The organism is Peribacillus sp. QJM3NY_7, assembly GCF_056173225.1.
In genome coordinates, this window is record NZ_CM149663.1 from 996,939 (window position 1) to 1,014,401 (window position 17,463).

The 17,463-nt window shown below is 41.3% G+C and carries 19 protein-coding genes; 13 read left to right on the plus strand and 6 right to left on the minus strand.

What is annotated here, in order from left to right; genetic code table 11:
• The first annotated feature begins 556 nt into the window (after positions 1-556).
• From AC0VX1_RS04720 to arsC, 9 genes are all read left to right on the plus strand, one after another.
• Positions 557-1,399, plus strand: a complete 843-nt coding sequence (locus tag AC0VX1_RS04720) for a MurR/RpiR family transcriptional regulator (protein ID WP_475470119.1) — start codon at positions 557-559, stop codon at positions 1,397-1,399.
• Between the two features lie 64 nt (positions 1,400-1,463).
• The gene (locus AC0VX1_RS04725) at positions 1,464-2,612 is read left to right on the plus strand and encodes a M20 peptidase aminoacylase family protein (protein ID WP_413009470.1); all 1,149 of its coding nucleotides are present in this window, start codon (positions 1,464-1,466) and stop codon (positions 2,610-2,612) included.
• Positions 2,605-3,399 carry a GNAT family N-acetyltransferase gene (locus AC0VX1_RS04730; protein WP_187050526.1) on the plus strand — a complete coding sequence of 265 codons (795 nt, stop codon included), beginning with the start codon at positions 2,605-2,607 and terminating at the stop codon, positions 3,397-3,399. Before AC0VX1_RS04725 ends, AC0VX1_RS04730 begins: the two co-directional genes overlap by 8 nt.
• A gap of 13 nt (positions 3,400-3,412) precedes the next feature.
• The gene (gene menC, locus AC0VX1_RS04735) at positions 3,413-4,525 is read left to right on the plus strand and encodes an o-succinylbenzoate synthase (protein WP_475470121.1); all 1,113 of its coding nucleotides are present in this window, start codon (positions 3,413-3,415) and stop codon (positions 4,523-4,525) included.
• 130 nt (positions 4,526-4,655) lie between these two features.
• Positions 4,656-5,735, plus strand: coding sequence for a YkvI family membrane protein (locus AC0VX1_RS04740; RefSeq protein WP_475470123.1), 1,080 nt, complete (start codon positions 4,656-4,658; stop codon positions 5,733-5,735).
• Positions 5,736-5,899: 164 nt separating this feature from the next.
• Positions 5,900-7,315 carry a SpoVR family protein gene (locus AC0VX1_RS04745; RefSeq protein WP_413009306.1) on the plus strand — a complete coding sequence of 472 codons (1,416 nt, stop codon included), beginning with the start codon at positions 5,900-5,902 and terminating at the stop codon, positions 7,313-7,315.
• A gap of 429 nt (positions 7,316-7,744) precedes the next feature.
• Positions 7,745-8,086, plus strand: a complete 342-nt coding sequence (locus AC0VX1_RS04750; RefSeq protein WP_475470125.1) for an ArsR/SmtB family transcription factor — start codon at positions 7,745-7,747, stop codon at positions 8,084-8,086.
• A gap of 17 nt (positions 8,087-8,103) precedes the next feature.
• Positions 8,104-9,402: an arsenic transporter gene (locus tag AC0VX1_RS04755; RefSeq protein WP_475470127.1), complete on the plus strand. Its 1,299-nt coding sequence runs from the start codon at positions 8,104-8,106 to the stop codon at positions 9,400-9,402.
• Positions 9,403-9,434: 32 nt separating this feature from the next.
• Positions 9,435-9,854, plus strand: coding sequence for an arsenate reductase (thioredoxin) (gene arsC / locus AC0VX1_RS04760; RefSeq protein WP_413009309.1), 420 nt, complete (start codon positions 9,435-9,437; stop codon positions 9,852-9,854).
• An 85-nt stretch (positions 9,855-9,939) separates the two neighbouring features.
• Here arsC and AC0VX1_RS04765 read toward each other — a convergent pair whose 3' ends face one another.
• Positions 9,940-10,716 (minus strand): SurA N-terminal domain-containing protein, encoded by a 777-nt coding sequence (locus AC0VX1_RS04765; RefSeq protein ID WP_413009310.1) that lies wholly within the window; start codon positions 10,714-10,716, stop codon positions 9,940-9,942.
• 376 nt (positions 10,717-11,092) lie between these two features.
• Here AC0VX1_RS04765 and AC0VX1_RS04770 point away from each other — a divergent pair, with 376 nt between their 5' ends.
• Both AC0VX1_RS04770 and AC0VX1_RS04775 read left to right on the plus strand, forming a co-directional pair.
• Positions 11,093-11,251 carry a hypothetical protein gene (locus AC0VX1_RS04770; protein WP_475470130.1) on the plus strand — a complete coding sequence of 53 codons (159 nt, stop codon included), beginning with the start codon at positions 11,093-11,095 and terminating at the stop codon, positions 11,249-11,251.
• Positions 11,252-11,427: 176 nt separating this feature from the next.
• Positions 11,428-11,574 carry an HD domain-containing phosphohydrolase gene (locus tag AC0VX1_RS04775; protein WP_475470132.1) on the plus strand — a complete coding sequence of 49 codons (147 nt, stop codon included), beginning with the start codon at positions 11,428-11,430 and terminating at the stop codon, positions 11,572-11,574.
• Positions 11,575-11,886: 312 nt separating this feature from the next.
• Here AC0VX1_RS04775 and AC0VX1_RS04780 read toward each other — a convergent pair whose 3' ends face one another.
• From AC0VX1_RS04780 to AC0VX1_RS04790, 3 genes are read right to left on the minus strand one after another with little or no spacing between them, the layout of a single operon-like run.
• Positions 11,887-12,441, minus strand: coding sequence for a TVP38/TMEM64 family protein (locus tag AC0VX1_RS04780; protein WP_413009313.1), 555 nt, complete (start codon positions 12,439-12,441; stop codon positions 11,887-11,889).
• A 1-nt stretch (position 12,442) separates the two neighbouring features.
• Positions 12,443-13,120 (minus strand): response regulator transcription factor, encoded by a 678-nt coding sequence (locus AC0VX1_RS04785; RefSeq protein ID WP_413009314.1) that lies wholly within the window; start codon positions 13,118-13,120, stop codon positions 12,443-12,445.
• Complete coding sequence (locus AC0VX1_RS04790; protein WP_475470135.1) at positions 13,098-14,423, minus strand: HAMP domain-containing sensor histidine kinase; 1,326 nt, start codon at positions 14,421-14,423, stop codon at positions 13,098-13,100. The genes AC0VX1_RS04785 and AC0VX1_RS04790 overlap by 23 nt, the downstream gene beginning before the upstream one ends.
• 752 nt (positions 14,424-15,175) lie before the next feature.
• On the opposite strand from AC0VX1_RS04790, the gene AC0VX1_RS04795 reads away from it, so the two are divergent.
• The gene (locus AC0VX1_RS04795) at positions 15,176-15,400 is read left to right on the plus strand and encodes a hypothetical protein (protein WP_413022527.1); all 225 of its coding nucleotides are present in this window, start codon (positions 15,176-15,178) and stop codon (positions 15,398-15,400) included.
• A gap of 25 nt (positions 15,401-15,425) precedes the next feature.
• On the plus strand, positions 15,426-15,902 hold the full coding sequence (locus AC0VX1_RS04800) for an Lrp/AsnC family transcriptional regulator (RefSeq protein WP_034315019.1): 477 nt from the start codon (positions 15,426-15,428) through the stop codon (positions 15,900-15,902).
• Positions 15,903-15,937: 35 nt separating this feature from the next.
• Here the strand turns inward: AC0VX1_RS04800 and AC0VX1_RS04805 are convergent, their stop codons facing one another.
• Positions 15,938-16,489: a chromate transporter gene (locus AC0VX1_RS04805; RefSeq protein WP_413022528.1), complete on the minus strand. Its 552-nt coding sequence runs from the start codon at positions 16,487-16,489 to the stop codon at positions 15,938-15,940.
• Complete coding sequence (locus AC0VX1_RS04810; protein WP_475470139.1) at positions 16,489-17,076, minus strand: chromate transporter; 588 nt, start codon at positions 17,074-17,076, stop codon at positions 16,489-16,491. Before AC0VX1_RS04810 ends, AC0VX1_RS04805 begins: the two co-directional genes overlap by 1 nt.
• Positions 17,077-17,463 lie beyond the last annotated feature (387 nt).

A 17,463-nucleotide genomic window follows, 5' to 3' on the forward strand; every position in this document is an offset into this window, starting at 1 on the left:
AAACATGAAAGAAAATCAAGTTTATTTTTAAAACCTTGGTTCAGGGCGAGACAATCCGAACTCCTTTTGTCGAAAAGTTGATGGAACCCCCAAACTGTAGACGAATTAGAGAAGAGCCAGTTTCCCTACAATATTCTTTTGAAAAAAGTTCCAGTTGATTGGAGCGGGTGGACTCCTGCGGGAAAAGCGTGTCGAGGGAGACCCCACAGTCGCAAGGAGCGCTGAGGTGGCTCCCGGACCGCCCGCGGAAAGCGAGTGACTGGAGTGGAAATCATTAAACATACCCTCTTTCAGAAATCCGCTCCCTTTTCGCCGATTGAAAAACCATCCTCGTACTCCGAACCCCATCTTATTTCGCCAAACTGAAACCATGGAGTCCATCTCTGTTTTTATGGTGCTTGAAGGACATTGCCACCATCTTATTATAAAAATTCAGAATATTATTGTTTTATTAAAAGTCCCGTGATAAAATACTCACTATTATTAATGAAGTTTATACTTCATATTGTCATATAAAAAGTATTGGATTCATATCTTGCTTCAGAGGGGATGTTTTATGGATTTACAGCAAAAAGTTAAAGAAGTATTCCCTGGTTTATCTACTGGTCAAAAAAAGGTAGCAAAATACTTGTTGGTGCATTCACATACATTTGCAGTGACTTCAGCTCAAAGGCTCGGAAAAGACATTGGTGTGAGTGAAACGACCATCATCCGCTTTTGCTATTCATTGGGGTTAAGCGGATATGCAGAGCTTCAAAACCTTATTCGAAATCAGTTGATATACGAGAGCAGCAGTTTGAATGAATATCATTCTTCAAAACTTGAAGCCGCGAGTCAGCCAAACTTCATGGCTCAGGTGATGGGGCAGGATATCATCAGCATCGAAAAGACCATGAAAAATTTATCAACCGAAGATTTCGCCAAAACAGTCGATAAATTGGCGGCAGCTGACAATGTTTTGATTTCCGGACACCGTTTATCATTTTCGGCAGCACATTGGTTAACCTTTACGCTTAGGCTTGTTAGGGAAGAGGTTCATTTATATCGGCCTGATACTGATGATATATTTTTAATGTTGAATAAAATGACTGAAAATTCCGTTTTTGTAGCCATTTCATTTCACCGCTATGTTAAAGAGACTGTGAAAATAACCGAAATGGCCAAAAAAGCGGGTGCATTTGTAATTGGGGTTACGGATTCCGAACTGGCTCCGATTGCGGAATACACTGACATTTTATTGCCTATTTCAACACCAAGGACTTCCACGATCGATACGGCACCAGTGTTATTCTCTTTATTGAATAGTTTAGTAGCTGGTGTAACGATTAAGGATGAACAAGGGTTCAAAGAAAGAAAAGCTATATATGATGGGTTCAATCAAGACGATTATTTCTTTTGAGATAAAACATCCATCAGTTGGTGAACATGCCCATTAAACCGGTAAGGGGGAGACAGAAATGGATATCACACAAACTATCGAACAATTAAGACCGCGTATACTCGATATTTTTGACCATTTACACGCAAATCCAGAAACGAGTTGGAATGAGGTGAATACGACAGCTTTCATTTCAAGTATTTTAACGGGGAATCAGTGTACGGTGAAAACATTCGAGGACTGTACAGGTGTGGTAGGCGAAATCGGGGATGGGGATTTCACGGTCGGATTACGATCGGATATCGATGCACTTTGGCAGGAGGTGCAAGGGACGTTTCAAGCCAATCATTCCTGTGGACACGATGGTCATATGACCTTGGCACTGGGAGTATTCCTTGTATTGAAGGAAATGGGCTTTCGTCCAAGAGGCAAGCTGAAATTCATTTTCCAACCTGCTGAAGAAAAAGGTACGGGCGCCTTGAAGATGATTGAAGAAAAAGTATTGGATAATGTCGATTTCCTTTATGGAGTGCACCTAAGACCGGTTGAGGAAGTGAAAGATGGGCAAGCGGCGCCAGCCATTGTGCATGGAGCCGCTCAGTTCATTAAAGGTGAAATAGCGGGAACTGATGCGCATGGGGCAAGACCGCATCAAGGGCAGAATGCCATCGAGATAGGAGCGGCATTCATCACTTTGTTAAATGGAATCCATCTCAATCCGTCCATCCCTTATTCTGTAAAAATGACGCAGTTTTTTGCTGGCGGCGAAAGTTCCAATATCATCCCAGGGAGAGCCACTTTTTCATTGGATTTACGGGCACAGGATAATGCAGTGATGAAAGAGCTCACCAAAAAGGTGGAAAAGGTTGCAGAATCTTTGGCCATTGTCCATGGAGTCGAAGTGAAACTCGAACCGGGAACCTGTGTTGCTGCAGCAACCGTGAACGATCAAGCCCAGGAAATAATGTCTGAAGCGATAGCCGATACACTTGGAGAAGAAAATTTGGTAGCGCCTGTCATTACAACAGGAGGAGAGGATTTTCATTTTTATACGTTGAAAAGACCTGAACTCAAAGCGACGATGCTTGGATTGGGCTGTGATTTGGCACCAGGGCTCCATCATCCGAACATGACATTCAATAAAGAAGCTTTATTATCGGGAATTGAAATCCTGGCCAAAGCCATCATACTCACTTTTGAGAAATATGGAGGGGAGGGCCACTTACATGACTGAAGAATTTATCATAAAATCCCTATCCGGACTAGAGGATCTACAAGAAGTGCAGCGGCTTGAAGCCCTTGTATGGGGCATGGATTGCGTTCCCATCCATCAGACGATTACGGCTGTCAAAAACGGCGGGCTTGTATTAGGCGGCTATATCAATGGCCAGTTAGTCGGGTTTCAATACAGTTTCCCGGGATTCAAGGACGGAAGGGGATATCTTTGTTCACATATGTTAGCCATCCATCCGGCCCATCAAAAGAAGGGCTACGGCAGATTACTTAAACTTGCACAAAAAGAAGAAGCACTTAAAAAGGGCTACGACTTGATCACATGGACATATGATCCATTGGAAAGTGTGAATGCAAACTTGAATATCGGTAAGCTAAAAGCTGTTTGCTCTACATATATGGAAGATTGTTATGGAAATATGAAGGATACCCTCAATGAAGGACTTTCCACTGATCGATTCATGGTGGAATGGAATATACGGCAGGAAGCAAAGGAAGAGACTCCGCTTCCTGATAAAGCCATACACATCGTAACGACAGGAATGAATGACCAAGGCTTTCCTTACATCAAGGATTATCATTTCGAAACCAATGCCGAGGTGATCGCAATCCCCATTCCGACGGATATTCAACAAATCAAAAAATCTGATCTTCGCCTTGCGATTGATTGGCGGTTAAAAACCGGTGAATTATTCAAAGCTCTTTTTGCCAAAGGATATGTTGCAGCCGGGATCGAACGGGAACAAGGTGAAAACATTCAAAACTATTTATTAAAAAAACAAGAATAAGAGGGGAATCGGGATGAAAATAACGGAAGTGCGTTTACGTCATTTAAATATGGATTTGGTAGCTCCCTTTACAACAAGCTTTGGAACGTTTTTGGATAAGGAGTTCATTCTTGTGGAAGTGAAAAATGGAGAGGGACTTTCAGGCTGGGCTGAATCTGTGGCATTTTCAGCACCTTGGTATAACGAAGAAACGATAAAAACCAATTGGACCATGCTGGAGGATTTCCTGATTCCGCTTGTATTGGATAAAGAAATAGAGCATCCTCGTGATGTATCGGATATGTTCTCGCATATCCGTAAAAATAATATGGCAAAATCGGCTATCGAGGGAGCCATCTGGGATTTATACGCAAAAGAAAAGAATATCCCTTTAAGTATGGCTTTAGGCGGGGAGCTGGAAAAGATCGATGTTGGAATCAGTATCGGCATCCAAAAAACGGTACCTGAATTACTGGCAAAGATAAAAGCTGGATTGAAGGATGGATATAAAAGAATCAAAATGAAAATTCAACCAGGTTGGGATGTAGACGTAATCAAGGAAGTGCGCAATCGATATCCCGATATCCCGATCATGGCAGATGCAAACTCCGCTTACCGGCTGAAAGACATTGAATTACTCAAACAACTTGATCAATTTGATTTAATGATGATCGAGCAGCCTTTGTCATCGGATGATATTGTCGATCATGCCACATTACAAGCGGAAATCAAAACACCGATTTGCTTGGATGAAAGTATACATTCCGTCGAAGATGCTAGAAAAGCCCTTGAATTGGGAAGCTGTAAAATCATTAATATTAAGATTGGCAGGGTTGGCGGTTTAACGGAAGCAATGAAAATACATGAATTATGTAAAGAAAGGAATGTACCGGTTTGGTGCGGTGGCATGTTGGAATCTGGTGTGGGTCGTGCCCATAATATCGCATTGACAACACTTGATAACTTCACGATGCCTGGTGATACGGCAGCATCCGCGAATTATTGGCATAAAGACATCATCCAACCAGAGGTTACAGTGAATGATGGGGTCATAACCGTTCCAAAAGCGGCAGGCATTGGCTATGAAGTCGATTACACAGCGGTCGATGAATTCACTTCCTATAGTAAAAGATATACAAATAAATAAGAGTTGGAATTAAAGGACCTTCCGGCTTCATGGGCAATTGCCCATGAAGCCGGAAGGATAATGAAGAAAGGAAAGATATTCTCATAACTTAAATTGTCAGAATAATCATATAATTAAGGTGGTATTTGATATGAAAAACAGTATAAATCTTGCGGGAGCATATATTGGAATCATCATTGGAGCAGGTTTTGCTTCAGGACAAGAAGTGTTACAGTTCTTCACGAGTTTTGGAATCTACAGTGTATTGGGAATTGTGGTGGCGACAGTTTTATTCGCGTTTTTGGGCATGCAAGTTACCCAGTTGGGGAGCACTCTCCAGACACGTTCCCACAAAAGCATCATCGATCATATTTGCGGCCGCTTTATAGGCAGGGTGGTCGATATTATCATCACGTTTTTCTTGTTTGGCGTTACGGTCATCATGATTGCCGGCTCCGGAACGATTTTTGAGGAACAATTCGGGATTCCAAGCATGGTCGGTGCAATCGTCATGACGGTGCTCACGATTGGTACGCTTTTACTTAATGTTAATAAAATAATGTCCATCATTAGTGCCGTCACACCGTTTTTATTCGTTATCATGATCATTATTTCAGGTTATTCATTTTTCACATCCAATCTAAGTTTCAATCAAATCATTTCATCTTCAAGTAAAGGAACGGCTGCTACCGGAAATTGGTTGATGGGTTCATTACTTTATGTTTCATATAATATGACTGCCGGAATTGCCATGCTGGCCGTAATGGGCGGGACCTTCAAGAATAAGAAACAGGCTGGAATGGGAGGAATCCTGGGGGGGATCGGATTGGGGATCCTGTTATTTTTGATCAATTTGGGGATGATGTCCGACTTGAAGGGCATAGAAGGCTCTGGTATGCCTACCCTTCATTTAGCGAATCAGGTTTCTCCATGGTTGGGATATATCCTATCAATCATCCTTTTAGGAATGATTTATAATACAGCTGTCGGGATGCTGTATGCATTCACCGCCAGGCTGGTGCCTGCGGAAACGAAACGATTTAAATTATCCGTGATTATAGTCGGGATTCTTGCCTTCCTTGCAAGTTTCGTTGGCTTTATTAAATTGGTTGGGACGGTATACCCAATCACAGGATACTTAGGTTTTGTCATCATTGCAGCGCTCATCATTTCCTGGATCCGTTCAAAAATGAAAAAAGAGGCTGTGAATCCGGAATTAGCAAAATTTTAATATCAAAGGGATTGAGTGCAGAACTGCATGAAACATTTGGCCTGACATCTTCTTCATGGAGGTGTTTTTTTTTCTGTTATCGAGGACCTTTACTCATGATCACGGCATTTTTCCTCCTTTTTTTCATACATTAGTTTAAAGGCGGAAGACAAGGGGGATATCGGATGAATGAAGCGGAGCAAAAGGCTCTGGAATATGCCATTAGTGAAATTACAGAAATAGCAACGGGGTTCGGGTTGGATTTTTACCCGATGCGCTATGAAATTTGCCCTTCAGAAATCATTTATACATTTGGTGCCTACGGGATGCCGACCCGTTTTTCTCATTGGAGCTTTGGAAAACAATTTCATAAAATGAAGCTGCAGTACGACTTTGGATTAAGTAAAATCTATGAACTGGTCATTAACTCTGATCCTTGTTACGCTTTTCTGCTGGACTCCAATTCACTTGTACAAAATAAATTGATTGTTGCCCACGTTTTGGCGCATTGTGACTTCTTTAAGAATAATGTACGTTTCAATAATACCAAGAGGGATATGGTAGAAAGTATGTCGGCAACGGCAGAAAGAATCCGTGAATATGAAATCCTTCATGGCAAAAAGGAAGTGGAAACCTTCCTGGATGCACTTTTAGCCATTGAAGAACATATCGATCCGTCGCTGATGAGACCGAAGCTTGCCTGGACGATGGAAGATGAGGAAGAAGAAGAGGAAATAAAACCGACAGCCACACAATACGATGATTTATGGAATCTTGATAATAAGGATAAACCGCAGAAATCCAACATTAAAAAAAGAAAGAAATTCCCGCCAAGGCCAGAAAAGGATATTATGCTTTTCATAGAACAGTACAGCAGGGATTTAGCCGATTGGCAGCGGGATATCATGACGATGATCAGGGAAGAGATGCTGTATTTCTGGCCGCAGCTGGAAACGAAAATCATGAACGAAGGCTGGGCATCCTACTGGCATCAGCGCATTATCCGTGAATTGGATCTATCCTCAGGGGAAGCCATTGAATTCGCGAAACTGAACGCAGGTGTCGTGCAGCCTTCACGGACCAGCATCAATCCTTATTATCTTGGATTGAAAGTGCTTGAAGATATTGAAGAACGCTATGATAATCCGACCGAAGAAATGATCAGGCTCGGCGTCAAGCCAGGATCTGGCCGGGAAAAGATGTTCGAGGTCAGGGAAATCGAATCGGATATTTCCTTTCTCCGCAATTATTTGACGAAGGACCTGGTCATGCGGGAGGATATGTACCTATTCCAAAAGCAGGGCAAGGATTATAAAATCGTCGATAAGGCATGGGAACATGTTCGTGATCAACTCGTGAGCATGAGGGTTAACGGAGGTTTCCCTTATATCACAGTTAACGATGGGGACTTCATGCGTAATGGGGAACTTTATCTAAAACATTGGTATGAAGATATTGAGCTGGATCTGAAATATCTCGAAAAAGTCATGCCATATATCCATCAGCTTTGGGGCCGCTCCGTGCATATGGAATCAGTCATAGAAGGAAAAGAAGTCCTGTTTTCCTATGATGGAAAAGGCATTCACCGTAAATATTTATAAAGCTGATAAAACTGCCGGTCATTCGGCAGTTTTCTTGTTTCAAGCACTTTTATTCGTATAGTGATCCTTTCAAAAGAAGTACACTTGGAACTGTCTGAAACAGGAGTTTGCAGTGTGAATCTTGCATCTAATTCCTGCGATTCTGATATTCCTGCAACTGAAACAAACGATCGTTCTTGCTGTGGCAGCCCCGTTCTAGCGAGATTGGAAATGAAAAATAATTCCTGTTGTGAATGAAATAGAAAGACCAGTCTGAAACCAGGCTGGTCTTTTATAATTTCTTTGAAGTGCTATTAAGAATATTAAAGTAAGGAAATTATAATGCGGAATATTTTATGCTTGATTAAATAAGAATATGCTTATACAATGATGTTTGATAATTACATAAGCATATACTTATTTACTTTGAGCCAGGAGGGATGAAAGGCAATGAATGAGGCTTTGGATATAGAAACCACGGCAAACATTCTTAAATTATTAGGCGATAAAACCCGTTTGACCATGATTAAGATCATGTCTGAGCATGAATGCTGTGTCTGTGAATTTGTGGATCTATTCGAGATGAGCCAGCCGGCTATAAGCCAACATTTACGAAAGTTGAAAGATAGCGGAATTGTGAATGAAGCGAGAAGGGGACAATGGATATTCTACTCGTTAAACCAATCATCCTCGTATTACTCATTTATTCAAACGGTCATCAAGGACTTGCCGAGTCAAAACTTTAAATTAGAAGAATTAACAGCACAAGGAAAACGGATTTGTTGTGATTAACGAGGAGGATAACATAAGTGGGTACAGTTATATTAGCTAGTATCATCTTTTTGCTGACGTTGACATTCGTCATCTGGCAACCTAAGGGATTGTCAATCGGCTGGTCAGCATGCGGGGGGGCGGTACTTGCCTTACTATTTGGGGTTGTTGACCTCAACGATGTAATTACTGTTACAGGTATTGTATGGAACGCGACGTTGGCGTTCATTGCTATTATCATTATTTCTTTGATTTTAGATGAAATTGGTTTCTTTGAATGGGCAGCCCTGCATATGGCTAGAGCGGCTAAGGGAAATGGAGTAAGGATGTTTGTGTATGTGAGCATTCTCGGTGCTCTGGTCGCTGCGTTCTTTGCAAATGACGGAGCCGCTCTCATTTTAACTCCGATTGTATTGGCGATGGTTCGAAACTTGAAGTTAGAAGAGAGAATGATCTTCCCATTTATCATCGCGAGTGGGTTTATTGCAGACACTACATCCTTACCGCTTGTGGTAAGTAATCTGGTCAACATTGTTTCTGCTGACTTTTTTGATATCGGGTTTATTAAATTCGCATCTAGAATGATCGTTCCCAACCTGTTTTCATTAGCAGCAAGCATCCTGGTATTATATTTGTACTTCAGAAAGAGCATTCCGAAGAATTATGATATGGCTCAATTGAAGAAGCCAGTCGATGCCATTCGGGATGTGAAAATGTTTCGCCTGTCTGGGATTGTTTTAGGCATTCTGTTGGTAGGCTACTTTATCAGTGAATTTTTGAACATTCCTGTATCCATCATTGCAGGTGTTATCGCCATATTCTTCTTGTTTATGGCAAGACGAAGTCCAGCTGTAAATACCAAGACCGTTGTAAAGGGCGCACCATGGGCGATTGTGTTTTTCTCCATTGGAATGTATGTCGTGGTGTATGGATTGAGAAACGTTGGATTGACGAACATTTTAGCTGACCTTATACAAGTGACGGCTGATCAAGGATTATTCGCTGCTACTGTCGGGATGGGCTTCATAGCAGCCATTCTGTCATCACTTATGAATAACATGCCGACGGTCATGATAGACGCTCTTGCCATTTCCGACACCCATACAACTGGAGCAATCAGGGAGGCACTTATTTATGCAAATGTCATCGGTTCGGACTTGGGCCCGAAAATCACACCGATTGGTTCTTTGGCTACGTTATTGTGGCTGCATGTCCTTTCATTAAAAGGCGTGAAAATCTCATGGGGAACTTACTTTAAAACGGGAATCATCTTAACCATCCCAACATTGTTCATCACATTGGCCGGCTTATATATATGGCTGCAAATTATTCATTAAACCTTACTTTACAAACAAAGGAGAGAAACCGCATGGCTAAGAAAACGCTATACTTTTTATGTACTGGCAATTCTTGCAGAAGCCAAATGGCAGAAGCATGGGGGAAGAAATATTTAGGTGACGAATGGCAAGTGCTTAGTGCAGGAATCGAGGCCCATGGGTTAAATCCCAAAGCAGTAAAAGCAATGAATGAAGTTGGATTGGACATCTCCAATCAAACATCGGATATCATTGACCCGGATATATTGAATAATGCTGATTTTGTCGTTACATTATGTGGCGATGCGGCTGACAAATGTCCTATGACACCACCGCATGTTAAACGTGAACATTGGGGCTTTGATGACCCGGCAAAAGCGGAAGGAACAGATGAAGAGAAATGGGCAACCTTCCAACGTGTTCGTGATGAAATAGGTGAAAGAATTGCACGTTTCTCTAGACCCGGTGAATAAATGAAAATTGAAAAGCCGTGGGTGTTAGCAGGCGGACCAAAGACCATAAAGAAAGAGCTGCCAAATTCGGCAGCTCTTTTCATCATTAAATCTTAATATCGACCTTAGCATTTTTCTGAAGTTCTTCGACATGCTTCACAAGCTTTTCTTGTTTCTTTTGCTGCTCTAGTTGTTCCTTGATTTGCGGCTTCATTTCTTCGAGTTTCTGTACCTTCTGTCCGCTTGTTTTAGCTTGCTCCGCAACCTGATCGTAATACTTTTGGATTTCTTCATCAGTTGCTTCTTCTACTTTAATCTCTTTTTCAACGTACTTCGTATATGGGATGTTCTCTGCGATCTGGGCATTCAGCATTTCCGAATTCAGACCTGCTTGTTTCAATGCCGCCTTGAATTTCTCTTCACTCTCATATTGCTTCTTGATTTCGGCAAGTTGCTTTTCAATTTCAGCCTTGGAAGCGGTGTAGCCCTTTTTATCAGCTGCTTGAAGCAGCAATTTTTGCCCCACTAAAGAGTTGAGCGTTTGCTCTTTAATTTGTTTGGCGCCCTCCTTGGTTGTTGGGTCTTGTCCGAATTGCTGCATCTGCATTTGTGTGGTGGATAACACGGTATTATATTCCGCACCTGAAATTTTTTCGTCATTGACGATGGCTACCGTTTTCTTTTCATCCACCTTTTGCTTGTCCAGTTTCTTCTTCATTTCTTCCATCTGTTTTTGCTGTTCCTCAGTTGCTTTAGCCGTTTCTTTCTCAGTTGTTTTAGTCTCTTTCTCGTCATTTTTCTTATCAGCTTCATCGTTCGAACCACAAGCCGTTAGAACAACTGCCAATAATCCAATGATGATTGGGTACAATAGTTTCTTCATATTTCAGTCTCCTCTCGAATTCAATGCTAAAAAATCATCTAATGCGCATTATAAAGGAATTTCCCATTAAAACACAATAAATTCATTCTTTTTTCCAGAAAACAGGAAGATAGTATAGGCATCATCTCATTATATAAGTGTAACATTCGCGGAAATGAACCCATTTACCCTTCGTCATGCAATATGCTTAAAAGGACCTGGTACAGTCAGAAACTTGTCATCTATCTCTTATTCACAAAAAGATGCTTAGTAACTTTTGTATATAAAACTTGTATGGCATTATATACCTTATCATCCGGATATAGTTCATTTAACCTATCTTTCAATCATGAACGGAGTGAGCCGTGACAATGAGAATAGTGACTAAGAGACAGAGTTGGAAATCCAGCAAATTACTGGAGGTATGGATTTTGAAAGGGAAATCAAGGCTGTCATGCGATTTGGAAGGGTATTCCAGGAACAGCATCATTGGGTTCAAAGTGAAGCGCATTTATTGAGGTCAAAACCTGACCAAGCAGCTTGTTATCGTTCATAATCGAAGATGCCAGCTGGAACTATCTAAAAGCTATATAAATCATATCGTCCATTCAAGTATTCTGCATGATATCAGGAAAGCGGAGATTCCTGAAGGGATTTTATACAAACCTGGCCCGTTATCCCCATATGAACGAAAAATCATCCGAGATGCATCCGTTAATTGGATCCGATATTTTGAATAACATTTCAAGGGAAATAAACAATGATGTGATCAGCAGCCTGGAAGTGGCTGAAACCATCATCCCCCATCATCATGAAAAATGGGATGGAACGGGATATCCCCACCGTTTGAAAGGGGAGGAAATCCCATTGGAAGCTTGAATCGTAGCCATTGTGGATGTGTTTGATGCATTGACCAGCAGAAGGCCGTATAAAGACTCCTGGTCAGTGGAGCGGGCATTATCTTTCATAAACGAAAAAAAAGGAAATCATTTCGTCCCATACATCGTGATGTCTTTCTTTTGCCATTTTGATGAAAAGGCGGCGCAGAAAAAAGGCTGCGATACCATTCGCAGCACAGGGATATAGTAAACATCGCGCCTTCTGGATCTGGTCGTTAACCCTTGGAGATAAAGGGTTAACGATAAATGGTAAATGAATCGCTTCAATTTACCAAAAAAATAGTGAAGATTTTTACTCCCTTCCTTTTTTCTTATTTCTATTAAGATAATAAACGACTGAGATTACGAGAATCAACAGTATCAAAACAATCCTTAAATCGTCCGATGCCTTCAATACCTGTGTTACCGAATAGGCCTCGACAAGGAGGGCGGGCAGTTTTCCGATGGAAGTCGCGAGGAAGAAAATCATCATTCCCGTCTTGCTTAATGCTGCTGTAAGGTTGATTGCGCCGGATGGTATAAAGGGAAGGAGCCTAAGCATCAGGATCACCCAAAATGCATGAAACCCTTGTGACTTTTGCAGCTTCTTGACCCACCGGTTCTTCATGAACTTGGGTTTGAATGTTTGAAAGCCCTTTCGATATAACCGAAAGCTGATCACTGCACCGGCAATTTCCCCTATGTAAGAAAGGATCAATCCCTTTTCAAATCCAAATACGCTGATATTGGCGGCCGTGATGAATACACTGGGAATAAATCCAAGCACGCTGATCAAAATATTGAATACTAAACTTACAGCAATGGAGAAAGGGCCGCTGGATAGTAATGCCTCAGAAATGAAATCCATATCAATCCCCAGAACTCCATTTATACCCGATGCCCCAGACCGTTTTCAAATGTTGATCTGCTGGAAAACCGGCATGACGCAATTTCTCTCTTATATTTCGAATATGGGAATCGATTGTCCGATCTTCGGTATCCGTTTTAAATCCCCATATGGTCGAAAGCAGGTGGTCTCTGGAATACACTTGATCTGGGGATTTTAAAAACAAGCACAGCAGTGAGAACTCTTTCGGTGTAAATGGAATTGTTTTGGTATCATAATGTGCTTCATAAGCGGATTCATTTAATTTTAGCCCCCTAAAGGTCAAAGAATCATCCTGATTATGCACCCGCCGCGTCACTGCTTCGATTCTGGCAAGTAAAACATCTTCATGAAAGGGTTTCGTAATATAATCATCTGCACCCTTTTTCAACCCTTTCACCATATCTTGTGCAGCATCCCGCGCGGTGAGCATGATTATGGGAATGCTGGAGAACGCACGGATCCTTTCGCATGTTTCCCACCCATCAATCTCAGGCATCATTACATCAAGAAGTACTATGTCCGCATGTTCATGCGCTAAGAACTGTAAGGCTTCATGTCCAGATTTCATCTTCAGGCATGTATATCCGTGAGGTTTAATGTATAGCTCTAATAGATCAAGCATTCTCTGTTCATCATCAACCAGAACTACTGTCTTCATTTGTTATCTCCTTAAATGTGATAGTGAAGCACGTTCCTTGCTCCATGTTGCTTTTAACCGAAATGGTTCCACCTTGTATCTCCACTAATTGCTTGACGATGGAGAGCCCCAATCCGAAACCGCCGGTATCTCTGGCGCGTGATTTCTCGACACGATATAAACGATCAAAGATATGGGGGACATCTTCAGGTGGAATGCCAACCCCTTGATCGATTATGGAGATGGAAATCCAGCCATTGCATTCAGTGGCTTTGATAGTAGTGACTGTATATTCGTTCGAGTACTTCAGCGCATTATCCAACAGGTTAAGAATGACTTGCTCAAACCGTGAGGGATCTATAGCTATAAATAAATCATCCTTGCATTCCAGATTCAATTGAATTCTTTCATTTGCAAAAGCCGGTAACACTTTTTCATGAATGTTTTGCAGGAATGAAGAGAGCTGGACGATTTCTTTTGATATGGTGAATGTATTTACATCCATTCTAGCCATATTGAATAGTTCGTCCAATAATCTGTTTAATCGTTCCGATTCATCATGGATGATCTCCAAGTATCTTGTTCGTTCGGATGCATCCAAATCTTTCCGGCGGGTTATATCAGCGTATCCCTTGATATAAGTTAGCGGCGTGCGCAGTTCATGGGAGATACTTGCCAAAAATTCATTGCGTTCCTTCTTTAAATAGTTCAATTCATTAGCCAAGCTTTGAATGGATTGGGCAAGCTCCCCGAGTTCATCATGAGATCTTACCGGCACAGCCACTGAAAAATTCCCTTTGCTAAGCTTGGTTGTTGCTTCCTTCATCGAAATAAGCGGTCTAGTCAAAGCCTTTGATAGAAAATAGATGGTGATAAGCATGAATAAAAGGAGCAATGCAGTCGCAAAAAGGAAATGCCTATTCAATTGTGCGATTAAATCCTCAACATCTCTAGTATCTTTGAACATATAAACATAGCCTTTCTTTTCTTTATCACTGATAAATGGCGTGACGGTGGCTATATATCTTTCATCCTTCCAACTTGATTGGAGGACCATACCTTTTCGGGGTACTTGGGAGATGTTTTTTGCCAAGATTTTGTTCATTCCCCCATTTACCTTTGCGGAAGATATCAGAATTTCTCCTCTTGTATTCGTAATCACGACATCTGTATCGGTATGGTATCCCATCAAGCCGATATGCTTAAGGGTAGAGTCGGAATACGTGATTTCCAACACATCACGATGACTATTGCCACGGGCCATCAGTGATTCCAATTCTTGATTGATACGGGAATGGATCACTTTATTATGCAAGTAAATCATGGAGACGGTTTCCATCAAAAAAATGCAAATAAATATAGATAGTCCGAGTTTAAAGGAGATTTTCAGGATTATTCACCTTCTTATTGAATAAAGTCAGTTTAGCGAAAAAGTATGAAGAAAGTATGCAGATTTTTTCAATTTCTTCGCATCTATTAAACAACGATAATCCGAATGATGACTTGTTGCAAGAGAGGCAATAGGTTTAATGGGCCAAAACTGTCACTTTTTTAAGTCCTGTGCAGGGGGGAATCAGGAAGTATTTAGCAACTCCTCTCAAAACATATACGTAGGATTGCTATGCGGCAACCGTGGAAAAACATAATTTTCACGCGAAACCATTAAACATAACACTTTTCGAAGTTGTTACTAATTATTCATATAGAACTTATTTTAAGTACACCTCTAAGCGTGAAATGGACCGTTTCTTTATTTAGTTTATACAAAATGTTTTGTATTAAGGAAACATTTTGTCGTCAATGAATACTATGTAAAAAAGGAGCTGATCCATATGAATTGTACAAACCGTACGCAGAAAAAAATAATGGCATATTCCGCATTATTCAAAAAAATGGGCATTCTCAATGATGAGGAATACAAAAATATCGCAAAGACCTTTCAACCAAAGGGTTGAGGAAGTGTCCCTTGGTTATTCATAAACTTTTATCATGCAGTATACGGTCTGTAAAACCCCCGCCTTTCAATCTTAAAGGAGGGGGACTGCAGACTATTAGAATATCAAGGAAGTGTGGGCGATGTTGTCAATTTGTCCGGTTCTAAGTCTAATCGATCTTTTTGGCGGCTGCACCCAGCTGGTTGAATTGATGCACCTTAAGTTTGAAAATTACATAAACGATGGACATTTCTTGGCAAGGAGGAGGGAGTTCATTGAAAAGGGATACGAAAAAATTTCTTGCGTTGTGAGAAGTGAAAAGGAAGATTGTTGTGATCCGATGGTGTTCTCTGCGATAATGGAGTAAAGAAATTGAAAAGGAGTTACGTAAGATGGCGGAGGACTTTAAGATTCCCAGCTTGAAAGTTGATGAGATCGATAAGAAAATCATATCGGTTTTACATGAAGATGCACGAATTTCATATACCGACTTAGCGAAGAAAGTGGAGCTTTCCAGAGTTGCGGTTCAGATGAGGATTAATCATCTAGTTGAAAACGGTGTGATCGAGAGGTTCACTGCGGTCATAAATCCAGCTAAGGTCGGCATCCATGTTTCGGCATTCTTTAACGTGGAGGTTGAGCCAAAATATCTGGAATCGGTCGCGCAGCAATTAGAAAGTGAACCGGCTGTTACGAGTTTATATCATATGACCGGTCCGAGTAAACTCCATATGCACGGAATCTTTACTGATAATCAAGAGATGGAACGCTTTCTTAATGAGAAACTGTATGCGGTCGTCGGTGTTGTCAGCGTTGATTGCCAAATTCTCATTAAACGTTATAAAAGCCGGATGGGCATGAAGCTTTAATAAAAAAATCCCCCTAAATAGGCGGATTTTTTTATTTATGTGAGCGGGATGATAAAGCCGCCATACGCAAAGGCAAGAATGATTACGAATGCAGGGTGGATCTTGAATTTACCTAAAGCCAAGAAGGCCAATCCAGCGATGAAGATTGAATGGATGTAGCCGATGGACCCGACCGCGTCCGCGGCCATATTCCAGGTGAGCAATAACATCATGATCGCGATCACGGGCTGTACAAGTAGTGACATGCCTTTAACGATAGGAGAATGCTTGTATCTTCGCAGGATTTTTAATAGATATATCAAAGCCACGGCTGATGGGATGATCGTGCCTGCCAATGCAGCTAGAAATCCTGGCCAGCCATATACATCATATCCGACATATGCGGCTATTTTCGTGGCGATGGGTCCAGGGAGTGAATTTCCTAACGCGAGCATTTGTGAGAACTCGGTATTATCTAGCCAGCCAAAACGGGTGACGATTTGATCATACATAAGCGGAATCGAAGCTGGACCTCCGCCGTAACCAAGAATATTGGCAATGAAAAACGCTAGAAAAACAGTAACTCCTATTGGGATAATAATACCCATTAAGCGGATTCCTCCTTCCTATCAGTCTTTTTATTTTTCATTCTATCCTTTAATTTATAATGAAACGCCCCATATAAAAGAAACATCATAATGACGATACCCGGATGCAGGGAAATGACCTGCAGAAGCAAAAAGGAAATCGCAAAAAAGGTGATTCCGAGCACCTTTCCTAACCCTTTTACCGCCTTTTCGCCAAACTCATAAGCCATTTGACCAAGCATGACAGCGACAACCGGCATGACAGCAGCGATCATATTACTGATCATTGCCGAATTACTTAGAACATTAATGAACGCAATCAAGAAAACCATCGCAATGCATGAAGGTAACACGTGAGCCGCCACACTTACGATGGCTCCCGGCCAGCCTTTTAATTTATAACCAAGATATGCTGCCATCTTCGTGGCAATCGGTCCAGGGAGTGTATTGGCAATCGCCAATGTGTCCCCGAATTCATCATCGTCAAGCCAGTGATAACGGGAAACTGCTTCGTGGCGGATGAGCGGGATGACAGATGGCCCGCCGCCGAATCCTAATATCCCCGTTCTCATCATTCCAATCGTCAATTCCGTATATGGATTTTTCAAAAACGATTCCTCCTTTGTTATAAAATTCAGCATTCATTTCCAAGATTATGAATTAATGATAACAAAAATCCTTTCAAAATGTACATGAAATTATGATAATAATTACGTAATGAATGTATTTTAGGGGATTTACGATATAATGGGTTGAAATAAACAAAAGAAAGTATCTTTTTGCCTTGAGGAAGGAAGTTTGGATTACATTAGACAAACAAGCTAGTATAATGCTATTCACTCTAGTGCGATGGGTTATTGGATTCCGCCTTATTAAAGGGGGATAAGAAGGAGAAATTATAAACAAAAAAACAACTTTTCTGCAAGCCCCCTTTTTTAAACCTAAAAAAGTACCCTATAGGCAGCCTGTTTCAGAGTGACTGCTCTATAAGGTGC

Excerpts from the sequence above, each read along its gene's own strand:
- arsC (WP_413009309.1), top strand. The coding sequence starts at position 9,435 with ATGGCTAAGAAAACGCTATACTTTTTATGTACTGGCAATTCTTGCAGA.
- AC0VX1_RS04785 (WP_413009314.1), bottom strand. The coding sequence starts at position 13,120 with ATGAAGACAGTAGTTCTGGTTGATGATGAACAGAGAATGCTTGATCTA.
- AC0VX1_RS04740 (WP_475470123.1), top strand. The coding sequence starts at position 4,656 with ATGAAAAACAGTATAAATCTTGCGGGAGCATATATTGGAATCATCATT.
- AC0VX1_RS04805 (WP_413022528.1), bottom strand. The coding sequence starts at position 16,489 with ATGGGTATTATTATCCCAATAGGAGTTACTGTTTTTCTAGCGTTTTTC.
- AC0VX1_RS04795 (WP_413022527.1), top strand. The coding sequence starts at position 15,176 with ATGTTGTCAATTTGTCCGGTTCTAAGTCTAATCGATCTTTTTGGCGGC.
- AC0VX1_RS04790 (WP_475470135.1), bottom strand. The coding sequence starts at position 14,423 with ATGATTTACTTGCATAATAAAGTGATCCATTCCCGTATCAATCAAGAA.
- AC0VX1_RS04750 (WP_475470125.1), top strand. The coding sequence starts at position 7,745 with ATGAATGAGGCTTTGGATATAGAAACCACGGCAAACATTCTTAAATTA.
- AC0VX1_RS04720 (WP_475470119.1), top strand. The coding sequence starts at position 557 with ATGGATTTACAGCAAAAAGTTAAAGAAGTATTCCCTGGTTTATCTACT.
- AC0VX1_RS04730 (WP_187050526.1), top strand. The coding sequence starts at position 2,605 with ATGACTGAAGAATTTATCATAAAATCCCTATCCGGACTAGAGGATCTA.
- AC0VX1_RS04745 (WP_413009306.1), top strand. The coding sequence starts at position 5,900 with ATGAATGAAGCGGAGCAAAAGGCTCTGGAATATGCCATTAGTGAAATT.
- AC0VX1_RS04800 (WP_034315019.1), top strand. The coding sequence starts at position 15,426 with ATGGCGGAGGACTTTAAGATTCCCAGCTTGAAAGTTGATGAGATCGAT.
- AC0VX1_RS04765 (WP_413009310.1), bottom strand. The coding sequence starts at position 10,716 with ATGAAGAAACTATTGTACCCAATCATCATTGGATTATTGGCAGTTGTT.
- AC0VX1_RS04780 (WP_413009313.1), bottom strand. The coding sequence starts at position 12,441 with ATGGATTTCATTTCTGAGGCATTACTATCCAGCGGCCCTTTCTCCATT.
- menC (WP_475470121.1), top strand. The coding sequence starts at position 3,413 with ATGAAAATAACGGAAGTGCGTTTACGTCATTTAAATATGGATTTGGTA.